The sequence below is a fragment of the Sinorhizobium sp. M4_45 genome (assembly GCF_002885915.1).
GTDB lineage: Bacteria > Pseudomonadota > Alphaproteobacteria > Rhizobiales > Rhizobiaceae > Sinorhizobium > Sinorhizobium meliloti_A.
This window is the reverse complement of sequence record NZ_NWVE01000001.1, coordinates 335,440-348,183: the sequence shown is the minus strand read 5'-3', so window position 1 is coordinate 348,183 and position 12,744 is coordinate 335,440. Positions and strand designations below refer to the sequence as shown.

Below are 12,744 nucleotides of genomic sequence, written 5' to 3'. Positions count from 1 at the left end.
ACCTATCGAATTGCAGCCAGCGTAAACTAGCGAAAATTCGCGTCAAGTCGCGAAATTGCCTGGGGGCCGGCAGGCGTTAGGTTTCTCTCGAACAAGACACACAAGGGGAACTGGAAATGACCGAATTCACGAAGCGTCCCGACGGCCTCATCGTACCGGCCGGCATCAACCGGCGCGGCTTCCTCGCAGGCACCGCAGCGCTCGGCCTCGCCGCCGGCATCGGGAGCTCCATCGGCTTGGGCGAGGCACGGGCGCAGGAGCCCAAACGCGGCGGCCACCTGAAGCTCGGCCTCGACGGCGGAGCGACGACCGATTCGCTCGATCCGGCAACCTATAGCGGTTCGGTATCTTTCGTGATCGGCCATCTCTGGGGCGACACGCTGGTCGAGTCCCATCCCGAGACAGGCGCTCCGCTGCCCGCGATCGCCTCCTCCTGGGAGTCGTCGGCGGATGCTTCGGTCTGGACGTTCAAGATCCGGAACGACATCGCTTTCCACGACGGCAAGAAACTCACCGTCGCAGACGTGATCGCAACGTTGAAGCGGCATTCCGACGAAGGCTCCAAGTCGGGAGCGCTCGGGCTGATGCGGTCCGTCAAGGCGATCGAGGAAAAAGCCGGAGACCTCGTCCTGACGCTGACGGAAGGCAATGCGGACCTGCCCCTCCTGCTGACCGACTATCATCTCATCATCCAGCCCGGCGGCGGCGTCGACAACCCCACCTCGCCGATCGGCACCGGCCCCTACAAGCTGGCAAGCTACGAAGCCGGCATCCGGGCAACCTTCGAGAAGAACACCGCCGACTGGCGTTCGGACCGCGGCTATGTCGACAGCGTCGAGATCATCGTCATGAACGACAACACGGCCCGCATTGCGGCGCTTTCCTCCGGGCAGGTGCATTTCATCAACGGCGTCGATCCGAAGACCGTGCCGCTGCTGAAGCGTGCGCCCCGCGTCGAGATCCTGCAGACCTCGGGCAAGGGCTTCTACAGCTTCCTCATGCATTGCGACACGGCCCCCTTCGACAACAACGACCTGAGGCTCGCGCTGAAATATGCCATAGATAGGCAGGCTATTCTCGATCGCGTGCTCGGCGGCTACGGCACGCTCGGCAACGATTATCCGGTCAACGAAAACTACGCGCTGGCACCTGAAGGCATCGAGCAGCGCGCCTACGACCCCGACAAGGCGGCCTTCCATTACAAGAAGTCCGGCCACGACCGGCCGATCCTGCTGCGCACCTCCGATGCCGCCTTCCCGGGTGCGGTCGATGCTTCCGTCCTCTTCCAGGAAAGCGCCCGCAAGGCCGGGATCGAAATCGAAGTACGCCGGGAGCCGGAAGACGGCTACTGGACCAATGTCTGGAATGTTCAGCCGTTCTGCGCTTCCTACTGGGGCGGCCGCCCGACGCAGGATTCCCGTTATTCCACGTCCTATCTGTCGAGTGCGGAATGGAACGACACGCGGTTCAAGCGGGAGGACTTCGACAAGCTTCTCCTGCAGGCGCGCTCCGAACTTGACGAAGCCAAGCGCAAGGAGCTCTACCACACCATGGCACTCATGGTGCGGGACGAAGGCGGTCTCATCCTGCCCGTCTTCAACGATTATGTGAACGCCGCCTCCGCTTCGCTGAAAGGCTTCGTGCACGACATCGGCAACGACCTTTCCAACGGCTACGTCGGAAGCCGCGTCTGGTTCGACAGCTAAAGTGCAATGAGCAGGCGCAGGTGGTTTTCCGCCTGCGCCTCGCATCTCAACAGTCACGCACCGATCGGAGGCAGCCAACATGGTCGAGCGCAATTTCACCGTGATCGAAAACGAATGGATAACCCTCGAGGACGGAACCCGGCTCGCCGCGCGCATCTGGATGCCCGAGGGCACCGAGCAGAAGCCGGTGCCGGCCGTCCTGGAATACCTGCCCTACCGCAAGCGCGACGGAACCTGTGCACGCGACGAATCCACCTACCCTGCCTTCGCGGCCGCCGGGATTGCCGGCGTTCGCGTCGACATCCGCGGCTCGGGCGAGTCCGAGGGCGTGATCGACGGCGAATATACGCCGCGTGAACTCTCCGACGGCTGCGAGATCATCGAATGGATTGCGGCACAGCCCTGGTCGAACGGCAAGGTCGGGATGATGGGCATCTCCTGGGGCGGCTTCAACTGTCTGCAGGTGGCGGCACTCAAGCCGCCGGCTCTCAAGGCGGTGATCTCGATCGCCTCGACCGTCGACCGCTACAATGACGACATCCACTACAAGAACGGCTGCCATCTCTCGGCTCAACTCTCCTGGGCGGCAACCATGCTCGCCTACCAGTCTCGATCGCCCGATCCGGAACTCGTCGGCGAGCGCTGGCGGGAGATGTGGCTGGAGCGCCTCGAGAACGAGCCCTTCTTCCTGGAGGAATGGCTGGAGCACCAGCGCCGCGACGATTTCTGGCGGCATGGCTCGATCTCGGAGGATTTCGACGGCTTTCCGATCCCGGCGCTGGTGATCGCCGGATGGGCGGACGGCTACCGCAACACGCCGATCAAGGCGGTCGAGGGGCTCGGCGGCAAGGCCAAGGCGCTCATCGGCCCCTGGGTCCACAAATATCCGCATTTCGCCTGGCCGAAGCCGCGAGCAGACTTTCTCGGAGAGGCGATCCGCTGGTGGAACCGCTGGCTTCGCGACGAAAAGAACGATGCCGAGCAATTGCCGCAGATGCGCGCCTATATGCTCGACGGCCCGAGGCCTGCGGTCAGGCGCAATGAAGACCCGGGCCGCTGGATCGCCAAGGATGTCTGGAGCACGCCGGAAATGCGGACCTTCGCGGTTTCGAGCGAGGGAGGCCTGGCGGCCGGTTCCCCGTCCCGGCGCGGGATCGGCGATGTTTACCTGCGTTCGCCGCTCGATACCGGCACCGCTGCCGGTGAGTATTTCACGCTCAAGCCCGACGCCGAGATGCCCGGCGACCAGCGCATCGACGATGCGGGCTCGCTCACTTTCGACACGCGCCCGCTGCTCGAGGCGGAGGACTATCTCGGTCAGCCGGTGCTCGACCTCGAGCTTTCCTGCAGTGCCGAAACCGCCAATCTCGTCGCGCGTATCGTCGATGTCCATCCGGACGGAACGGCAACCCGCGTCGCCTTCGGCGTCCTCAACCTGGCGCACCGCAACGGCAATGCGCAGCCGGTGCCAATGGAGAAGAACCGCAAGACGCGCGTCACGCTGGTGCTCGATGCTTGCGGCTATCGCTTCCGCGCCGGTCACCGCATACGCCTGTCGCTGTCGACCTCCTATTGGCCGATCATCCTGCCGTCGCCGACCGATCCAGGCGTCACGATCGATACGGCCAGCGTCTCCCTTTCCCTGCCGCTTCTCGGCGACCATCGCGAGATCGTCGTGCCGCAGCCGGCCAATCCCGACCCGTTGCCGCACTATATCGAGCATTCGCCGTCCGAAACGCGCCGCACCGTCGAACGCGACATGACCAAGGGCCTGACGCATTATCGGATCTACGAGAATACCGGCCTCGTCGAGCATCCCGGCACGGGCAATGTGACGCAGGACATCCGCGAAGAAACCTGGACGATCGCGCCGGACGATCCACACTCGATGACGGGCGCTTCGACCTGGACCTGTATTGCGCGGCGTGGGCAGCAATCGCTGAAGACCGTCTCGACCTCCCGCCTCGGCTGTACGCAAAGCGAGTGGATCGCCTCCGCCAGGGTTGAGGCTTTCGAGGGAGAGACGAAGATCTTCGAGAAGAGCTTCGAAAAGCGGATCCGGCGGGATTTCATGTGAGGCTCGGCGCGACTGCCCCTCGTCCCGCTACCCGGGGAGTGAGCCAGGGGCAATTTCATCGGGCGCTCGCGTTTCCGTGGCTGAGCGCCCGCAACACTTGGACGGCTCTTTCTGCATCTGCCGCGGGCACGAAAATGTGGTCGTGGTAATAGGCCGCGACAACATTGGCGCTGATGCCCGCCTGCGTCAGTGCGCCTGAAACCGCCGCCGTCAGCCCAACGGCTTCGAGTGCGGAATGGACGCCCAGCGTAATCAGCCGCAGCACCGGTCCATAGGAAAGTCCCGCCGCCTCGGCACGGGTCTGCTCGAGGATGAGCGTAATCCCCTCATTTTCGCGAAAGGTTCCGATCGGCTCAAGCGCGAACCAGGCCGCAGCACGACTTTCAACCGTGCAATAGACATATTCGCCGTCATGTAGCACCGGCTCCAATTCTGCAAGCAGCCGCTGGAGATCGGTCTCGCCGCTCATCGCCGACTCAAGCCGTGCCGGTCAATCGTGCCACAGCTTGCACGAGACGCACGAAGCCGTCCCGCGCACCGGGGCTCATGTGGCGCGCTCGAAGCCAGGAATGCACCATCTGCGGCTCTTCTTGGTAGGTGACGTCCACGCCGGCCTGGGCGAGCCGGGCTGCATAGGCGCGCGCATCATCCCGCAGCGGATCGAAATGAGCTCCAGTGATATAGGCGGGGGGAAGTCCGGACAGGTCCGCGGCCTTCAGCGGGTGCGCAAACGGCTCATCCGCCGGCGCTTTCAGCACCTCGCGGTAATAGTCGACGTCGGCGGTGGAAAGCAGCGGCGCCTCGGCCATCTCGATATAGGAGCCGCGCGTCAGATCGCCGCCGAGGCCGGGATAGATCAGAACCTGGCCGACGATGCCGGCGAGCCCCTCAGCCTTCGCTTTCAGTACGATTCCGGCTGACAGGTTGCCGCCGGCGCTGTCGCCGGCGACGACGAGCGGACGCCCATCGGCAAGAAGCGCTTCGAGCACGTCATAGCAGTCTTCGAAGGCTGCGGGCCATAGATGTTCGGGGGCAAGGCGATAGTCTACCGACACCAGCTCGACCCGTGCACCATGGGCAAGCTCGGCGCAGATCGCATCATGGCTCTCAAGCGAGCCGACGACGAACCCGCCGCCATGGATATAGAGAACGCGCGTCTCGCTCGCGACCTTCGCCGGACGGTAGTACCGCACCGGAATTCGTCCCGCCAGCCGCCCGTCCCGCCGGGTCAGCCCTTCGGGAGACGGCGCGTCGAACTCGGCGCAGAGTGCATCGTACCATTGCCGTTGCTGCTCGACGGAGGCATTGACCGCATCGGCGGGATAGAACGCCTCGCAACGTTGGTGAAAGGCGCGAATCCCCGCTTCTGTCGGCATCGGCTTTGTCGTTTTCGAATCCATCCCATTCCCCCTCACCGCACCTTAGAGTCAGTTTGACGACTTTGACAACGAGGTTGTTGTAGGCGGCGGCCGGCATCCCTTCCGGCGCAATCGATGCGACAGCGCCGGGAGCCTTGGGCAGGCTGAAATCCCGGCAGATGTTTGGCGTCAAGGCGGTGCCGAGCCGTTCGTTCGGCTCGCTGTCAACCAGCGATGCCGGGATAGCGTGCCAGATGCTGAAAAAGCCGCGCCACCGCCTCAGCGCCGGGGTCGATGTGTCCTTCGAGCTGTCTGGCATTGATATAGGCCGCGCGACCGGCATTCGCGCGGGTAAGCGTGGCGGTGAAGTTCGCGCCTTCGCGCGCGGCGGCGGCGGCGGCGGCAATGCCCTGGCCGAGCGCGTCCAATGCGGGCGCGAGTGCGTCGACCATCGTACGATCGCCAATCCTGGCACCGCCGATCTCCTGCATTCGGGCAAGCCCTGCCCGCAGCGCCTCGCGAATCGGCAGACCGCTCGACGCGCCATCCCCGGCAGCGGCGAAGAAGATCGCGAGCAGCACACCGGAGGAGCCGCCCATCGTCTGGCTGAGTTCCTGGCCGATGGCGCGCAGGAGCTGAGTATGGTCCGACAGCGGCAGGCGGTCGACGGCGTTGATCAGCGCGCGGGCCGCGCCTGCCAATGTCGAGCCGGTGTCGCCGTCACCCGATTTGGCATCGAGCGCATTGAGATCCTGCTCGGCGGCGACCAGCACGTCGCAGCAGCCGATCAGGAATGCGCGCGTCGCCGCATGGTTTGACGGGATCGGCATGATCGGCGTCAGGCCGTCCGGCAGGGCCGCGACGGCAACCGGCCGGACATCGCAAACGCCCGGCCAGGCGGGGATCGGCACGGGAGCCTTCAGGAGCTCCAGTTCGGCGGCATCAGCCGGGAAAACGGAGATGGAAAAACCCTGCATGTCGAGCGAGGTCATCAGCGGAGCCGGGCCGATGGCATGGGTAATCTTCGCGCCGACGGCCGAGCCGAGGAGATCATGCGCCAGAACCGACATTTCGAGCACCGACGTGCCGCCGAGATTGTTGATCAGCGCGACATGCGGCCCCTCAGCCATCACCGCAGCCAGCCGCTCCACCATGGTGGCGACCGAAGCGCGCGCGCCGGCAAAATCGATCTGCTCGACGCCTGCCTCGCCATGGATGCCGAGGCCGAGTTCGGCCTTGCCTTCGGGAATACGATCCTCCTTCGGGGAGCCCGGTACGCGGCAGGTATCGAGCGACATACCGATGGAGCGCGTTCCCGCGATGACACGCCTTGCTGCGGCCGTCACGGTGTCGAGGTCCGCGCCCTGCTCGGCGAGCGCCCCCGCGATCTTGTGTACGAAGAGCGTGCCGGCGACGCCGCGGGCCTGCGGGAGATCGGGAAGCGCTATATCGTCGCCGACGATCACCATCGAGACATTGAGGCCGTAGGCGCGCGCCCGCTCGGCGGCGAGGCCGAAGTTCAACCGGTCGCCGGTATAATTCTTGACGACGAGCAGACATCCGGCTGGCCCCGTCACGGCGAGGATACCGGCAAGCACGGCGTCCACGCCGGGCGAGGCGAAGACATCGCCGCAGACGGCCGCCGTCAGCATACCCTTGCCGACGAAACCGACATGGGCTGGCTCGTGGCCCGAGCCGCCGCCCGAGACGATCGCGACCCTAGACTTGTCCCAATCGCTGCGCTTGACGACCCGGATATGCGGATAGCCGTCGAGGCGGGTAAGAGCACCGCCCGAAAGAGCCAGCACGCCATCGATCGCCTCTGTGACGACGTCTTCGCGCTTGTTGATGAATTGCGCCATAAAAATCTCCTTAAGCTAAACGCATGCCCGCCGCGTCGAAATAGAGCGGCTGCGACGGTCGGATCCGAATGGTCTCGCCGCCCTTCAGCGGCGTGTGGGCGTCGGTGACGGTGATGAGGTCATGCCGCTTGAAAGTGAGGTGCAGGCGTGTCTGGTCGCCGAGATGCTCGACCCGCTTGACCAGCGCCTCCTCCCCGTCACCTTGCACAATGTGTTCCGGGCGAAGGCCGATGCTCTTTGCGCCCGCCGGAGCGCCGGCGAAGAGATCGGCCGGCAGCACGTTGATGCGCGGCTGGCCGAGACGGGTGGCGGCATAGACGCTGACGGGCTCTTCATAGACGGCCCGCGGCGAACCGAACTGCACCAGTCGCCCCTCGTTGAGCACGCCGACATGGGTCGCCATGGTCATCGCCTCGATCTGGTCATGGGTGACGTAGATAAGTGTCGCGCCTGACTTCGCCTGGATGCGCTTCAATTCGATGCGCAGGTCCGCTCTGAGCTTCGCATCGAGCGAACTCAGCGGCTCGTCCATCAGGAAGATATCCGGATTGCGGACAAGAGCGCGGCCGATGGAGACGCGCTGCATCTCGCCGCCGGAAAGCGCGGTCGCCTTGTTCTCCAGCTTGTGGGCGATCTGCAAGACCTCGGCAACCTCTTTCACCTTCCTGTCGATCTCCGCCTGCGGCGTCTTCAGGAGCGGCGACTTCAGGGGAAACTCTAGGTTCTGGCGGACCGTGAGATGTGGATAGAGCGAATATTGCTGGAAGACCATCGCGACATTGCGCTCGGCCGGCGACAGCCCCTTCATGGCGCGGCCGCCGATGAAGACCTCGCCACTGTCGGGGGCATCGAGACCGGAGACCATGCGCAGCGTCGTTGTCTTGCCCGCGCCGCTCGGGCCAAGCAGCACGACGAAGGAGCCGTCCGGCACCCGGAGCGAGACATCGCCGAGCGCGAGCGTGCCGCCGAACCGCTTCGTCACATTTTCAAGGACGACCTCAGCCATGACCCAACACTCCCTCATTGGCCTCGGAGACGAGCGCATTGCCTTTATCAGCATCGAAAAGCGAAAGGGTGCGCGTATCGAAATCGAGCCCGACCATCTCCTCCTCCCGCACCTTGCAGCTTGAGGAAATGCGCGCCTTCAGATCGCCATGACCGGTCGAAACTGTCACGATCTGCGTCGTGCCGAGATATTCCACGGCGCTGACGCGCCCGCGGTAGGCGGCATCGTCGCGGAATTTCACATGCTCCGGCCGCACGCCGAGCGTGAGGCGGCCGGCGCGGCCCTCCCGCGCGGCCGGCACTTTCATCTTCACGCCGCCGAGATCGACGCTGTCGCCGCCGATGCCGATCATGCCGTCGAAATCGAGGAAATTCATGGAAGGCGAGCCGATGAACTGGGCGACGAATTTCGTCGCCGGCCAGTCGTAGATCTGCTGCGGCCGACCGAACTGCTCGATGACGCCATGGTTCATGACGACGATCTTGTCGCCCATCTGCATAGCCTCGAGCTGGTCGTGCGTGACATAGACGGTGGTGGCGCCCATGCGGTCGTGCAGCGCGCGCAGTTCCTCCGCCATGTGCTCGCGGAACTCCGCGTCGAGCGCGCCGAGCGGCTCGTCCATGAAGAAGGCCTTGGGGCGGCGCACGATGGCGCGGCCGAGCGCCACGCGCTGACGATCGCCGCCTGAGAGCCCGCCGACGGGCTTGTCGAGGATATGCTCGATCTTGAGGATGCGGGCGACCTCGGCAACGCGCGTCGCCACCTCCTCGCGCTTCATGCCCTGGCTGACCAGGGGATAGGAGATGTTCTTACGTACGTTCATATGCGGGTAGAGCGCGAACATCTGGAAGACGAAGGCGATGTCGCGCTGGCTGGCCGGCTTCATGCCGACCTCCTCTCCGTCGATGAATATCTCGCCCGAGGTCGGCAATTCGAGGCCGGCCATCATGCGCAATGTCGTCGTCTTGCCGCAGCCGGAGGGGCCGAGCAGCATGAAGAACTCGCCATCCTCGATGGTGAAGGTGGAGGAACGCACGGCGGTAAAGGCGCCGAACTCCTTGCGCACATTCTGGATCCTGATTTGCGCCATCGGCCTACTCCGGGAAATGGCTGACGATGATGAACATCACCGTGCCCAGCAGGGTTATGACGAAGGACCAGGAGTAGAGCGCAAGCGCGAAGGGCTGCATCAGCATGACGACACCCGCCGCGATCAGCACCGAGGCCAGCATTTCCCAGGCGCTGCGCCTGAAATGCCGGAGGCCGTTGAGAAATCGTGTCATTTGCGGACTGCTCCGAAGGTGAGGCCGCGCAGGAGATGTTTGCGCAGAAGGATGGTGAACACCATGACCGGCACGAGGAAGAGCGTGGCTCCGGCGGCGACGGCAGGCCAATCCTGGCCGCTGACGCCGATGATGGTGGGAATGAAGGGCGGCGCCGTCTGGGCGTTGCCGGATGTCAACAGCACCGCGAAGGCATATTCGTTCCAGGCGAAGATCAGGCAGAAGATCGCGGTCGAGGCGATGCCCGTCGCTGCCTGCGGCAACACGACCTTGTAGAAGGCCTGGAAGCGGGTGTAGCCATCGATCAGCGCCGCCTCCTCGTATTCGACGGGGATCTCGTCGATGAACCCCTTCAGCAGCCAGACGGAGAGCGACAGGTTGACCGCCGTATAGAGCAGGATCATCCCGGCATGGGTATCGCTGAGGCCGAGCGAGCGGAACATCAGGAAGATCGGGATGGCGACGGCGATCGGCGGCATCATGCGCGTGGACAGGATGAAGAAGAGAAGGTCATCCTTTAGCGGCACCCTGAAGCGCGAGAAGGCATAGGCGGCGGCCGTGCCGAGCACGATGCAGAGCACCGTGGAACCGAAGCCGATGATCACCGAATTTGTGAAGCGCTCGGCAAAGCGCGAGGGGCCGGAAATGACCAGCCCATCCTTGCGTACGAGCTTGTCGTACCAGGTCGTGGGCTCGCCGAGCGCCTGGAGCTGCTCCTCGGAAAGGCGCGTACGCGTGGTGAAAACGTTGACATACCCTTCCACCGTCGGCGTGAAGAAGGTCTTCGGCGGATAGGCGATGGCGTCGGACGGGCTCTTGAAGCTCGTCGCGATGATCCAGGCGAGCGGCAGGATGGTGATCAAGGCGTAGACCACGACCAGGAAGCCCGCGAACCATTTCTGCCGGAGCGACGGCTCGGCGACGGAATAGCTACTCATCGTTGTTTCACCTTGTTCAGGGCTTTGACATAGATCGAGGCGAGACCGAAGACCGTGACGAAGAGGATGACCGCATAGGCGGAGGCATAGCCTGTGCGCCATTTCTCGAACGCTTCGCGCTTGAGGTTGATCGAGGTGAGTTCGGTGATCGAGCCCGGCCCGCCGCCGGTCAGCTGTACGACGAGGTCGAACATCTTGAAGTTTTCGATGCCGCGGAAGAGCACGGCGAGCATCAGGAAGGGCAGGACGAGTGGGATGGTGATCGTCCAGAACTGCCGCCACTTGCTGGCGCGGTCGCATTCGGCCGCCTCATAGATGCTGGGCGGAATGGAGCGCAGACCCGCAAGGCAGATCAGCATGACGAAGGGCGTCCACATCCAGGTATCCACGATGATAATGGCCCAGGGGGCGAGCGACACGTCGCCGATCATCGAGAAGCTGGAGGGGTCCGCGCTCGTCAGAAAGCCGACCGCATAGTTGAAGAGGCCGATCTGCGGCTGGTAGAGGAAGGTCCAGAAATTACCCACCACGGCCGGGCTCAGCATCATCGGCAGCACGATGATCGTGGTCCACAGATCGTTGCCGCGGAACTTCTTGTTGATGAGATAGGCAAGCGTGAAGCCGATCAGGACCTGAAGCACGATGGTCCAGATCAGAAAATGGGCTGTCGCCTGCATGGTCAGCCAGATATCCCGGTCGGACAGGATTTTCAGGTAGTTCTTTAGGCCGACGAATTCGACCTCGGCATTGGGCCGGTTGACCCGGAAATTGGTGAAGCTCAACCGGATCGTCCAGATGAGCGGAAAGATGTTGACCGCCAGAAGCAGCACGATCGACGGGGCGACGAAGAGCCAGGCGAGCGCACGGTCGGACAGACCATGCATGCGTCTGGCGATGGCGTGCGGTGTCGCCTCGGCGACCCGGTCCACGGATGATTTCAGCATTGGTATTCCCCTGTAGCACGTGGGCGGCGCAGAGCCGGGGCAGATCCCCGGCTCCGGCTGCGCCCTGGCCCGCTGGGAGGCGCGGGTCCGGCCGATGACGTCAGTACTTGCCTTCGTCGTCGAAGACCTGCGTCCAGTCCTTGACGAGACCGTCGAGCGCATCCTGCGCGGAGCCCTGACCGGCGACGACATAATCATGGAAGCGTTTCTGCGCCGCCTGCAGCAGCGAGGCGTAGCTCGGCTCCGCCCAGAAGTCCTGCACGATGGCCATGGAATCGAGGAAGGTCTGCGCATAGGGCTGGCTCGTCGCAAAACCCGGATCCTCGACGACTTTCCGGAGCGCCGAGTAGCCGCCCATCTGCCACCATTTCTGCTGGATTTCAGGCTGCGCGAACCACTTGATGTAGGCGAGCGCATCCTCCTGCTTCTGCGAGGATGAGACGACCGAAATGCCCTGCCCGCCGAGCTGCGCATAGGCAGCGCCATCCGGCCCTGCCGGGTTGGGGAAGTAACCGGACTTCTCGCCGCCGACATTGGCGTCGGCATTGATGCCCGGCCAGGTGAAGGCGAAGTTCATGTGCAACGCGACCTGGCCGGACTTGTACGCGTCGATGTCCTCGGACATGTAGGCATCCGAGTGGCCGGGCGGTGTGCAGCAATCGTAGAGTTCCTTATAGAACTCCAGACCCTTCACGGCTTCCGCCGAATTGACGTAGCCTTCCAGTTCATAGGGCTTGTCCGGGTTCTCGTATTTGAAGCCGAAGCTGTAGAGCACGTCCATGACGCCCATGGTGATGCCCTCGGAGCCGCGCTCCGTGTAGATCGCCGCGCCATAGACCGTCTTGCCGTCGATCTCGCGCTTCTGGAAGAACTGCGCGATGTCCTTCAGCTCGCCGAAGGTCTTCGGCACGGCCAGGTCGCGGCCATATTTCTCCTTGAATTCCGCCTGCAGCTCGGGGCGGGCGAACCAGTCCTTCCGGTAGCTCCAGCCGACAACGTCGCCGAAGGCGGGCAGCGCCCAGTAGTTCGGAGAATTCTTCGGCCATTCGGCGTAGCCGACCACGGTCGCCGGAATGAAGTCGCTCATCTTGATCCCTTCCTTGTCGAAGAAATCGTTGAGCTTGACGTACTGACCATTCTCGGCCGCGCCGCCGATCCACTGGCTGTCGCCGATCATCAGATCGCAGAGCTTGCCGCCGGAGTTGAGTTCGTTGAGCATGCGGTCGGCGAAGTTCGGCCACGGCACGAATTCGAACTTCATCTTGATGCCGCTCTGGGCCTCGAAATCCTTGCTGAGCTCGACGAGCGCATTGGCCGGATCCCACGCGGCCCAGCACAGCGTCAGGTCCTTGGCGCTGGCCTGACCTGGATATGCGACGCCGGCAGCCAGAAGCGTACCGAAAGCGGCCAGTGATCTCGTGTTGCGAAATGTCATGGCGGGGACCTCCTCCCTCGCCTTCCGACCCCATCGGAAGGCTGAACACGCCCTTTGCGGGCACTTGGCGCGAAAAACTTCCCGGCGGGTCTGTTCTCCTCCGCGCCGCCTCTGTGGCCTGCGGCTCCTCCAGCA

General features: G+C 63.8%; 11 protein-coding genes. 2 read left to right on the top strand and 9 right to left on the bottom strand.

Annotated features, from left to right (window positions below):
• Window positions 1-116: 116 nt before the first annotated feature.
• Together CN933_RS01690 and CN933_RS01685 are read left to right on the top strand one after the other, a co-directional pair.
• On the top strand, window positions 117-1,706 hold the full coding sequence (locus tag CN933_RS01690; RefSeq protein ID WP_018095537.1) for an ABC transporter substrate-binding protein: 1,590 nt from the start codon (window positions 117-119) through the stop codon (window positions 1,704-1,706).
• Window positions 1,707-1,785: 79 nt separating this feature from the next.
• Window positions 1,786-3,783: a CocE/NonD family hydrolase gene (locus tag CN933_RS01685; RefSeq protein WP_018095538.1), complete on the top strand. Its 1,998-nt coding sequence runs from the start codon at window positions 1,786-1,788 to the stop codon at window positions 3,781-3,783.
• A 55-nt stretch (window positions 3,784-3,838) separates the two neighbouring features.
• Here the strand turns inward: CN933_RS01685 and CN933_RS01680 are convergent, their stop codons facing one another.
• From CN933_RS01680 to CN933_RS01640, 9 genes are all read right to left on the bottom strand, one after another.
• A complete protein-coding gene (locus tag CN933_RS01680) occupies window positions 3,839-4,252 on the bottom strand; it encodes an ACT domain-containing protein (RefSeq protein WP_018095539.1) in 414 nt (137 codons plus the stop codon).
• Window positions 4,253-4,259: 7 nt separating this feature from the next.
• Window positions 4,260-5,183, bottom strand: coding sequence for an alpha/beta hydrolase (locus tag CN933_RS01675; protein WP_102761201.1), 924 nt, complete (start codon window positions 5,181-5,183; stop codon window positions 4,260-4,262).
• Window positions 5,184-5,365: 182 nt separating this feature from the next.
• Window positions 5,366-7,003 carry a dihydroxyacetone kinase subunit DhaK gene (locus tag CN933_RS01670; protein ID WP_018095541.1) on the bottom strand — a complete coding sequence of 546 codons (1,638 nt, stop codon included), beginning with the start codon at window positions 7,001-7,003 and terminating at the stop codon, window positions 5,366-5,368.
• 10 nt (window positions 7,004-7,013) lie between these two features.
• Window positions 7,014-8,009, bottom strand: coding sequence for an ABC transporter ATP-binding protein (locus CN933_RS01665; RefSeq protein ID WP_018095542.1), 996 nt, complete (start codon window positions 8,007-8,009; stop codon window positions 7,014-7,016).
• Complete coding sequence (locus CN933_RS01660; RefSeq protein WP_018095543.1) at window positions 8,002-9,099, bottom strand: ABC transporter ATP-binding protein; 1,098 nt, start codon at window positions 9,097-9,099, stop codon at window positions 8,002-8,004. Before CN933_RS01660 ends, CN933_RS01665 begins: the two co-directional genes overlap by 8 nt.
• Before the next feature lie 4 nt (window positions 9,100-9,103).
• Window positions 9,104-9,292 carry a hypothetical protein gene (locus CN933_RS01655; RefSeq protein ID WP_018095544.1) on the bottom strand — a complete coding sequence of 63 codons (189 nt, stop codon included), beginning with the start codon at window positions 9,290-9,292 and terminating at the stop codon, window positions 9,104-9,106.
• Window positions 9,289-10,230, bottom strand: a complete 942-nt coding sequence (locus CN933_RS01650) for a carbohydrate ABC transporter permease (RefSeq protein ID WP_018095545.1) — start codon at window positions 10,228-10,230, stop codon at window positions 9,289-9,291. Before CN933_RS01650 ends, CN933_RS01655 begins: the two co-directional genes overlap by 4 nt.
• Window positions 10,227-11,174, bottom strand: a complete 948-nt coding sequence (locus CN933_RS01645; protein WP_018095546.1) for a carbohydrate ABC transporter permease — start codon at window positions 11,172-11,174, stop codon at window positions 10,227-10,229. Before CN933_RS01645 ends, CN933_RS01650 begins: the two co-directional genes overlap by 4 nt.
• A gap of 100 nt (window positions 11,175-11,274) precedes the next feature.
• The gene (locus CN933_RS01640) at window positions 11,275-12,609 is read right to left on the bottom strand and encodes an ABC transporter substrate-binding protein (protein ID WP_018095547.1); all 1,335 of its coding nucleotides are present in this window, start codon (window positions 12,607-12,609) and stop codon (window positions 11,275-11,277) included.
• Window positions 12,610-12,744 lie beyond the last annotated feature (135 nt).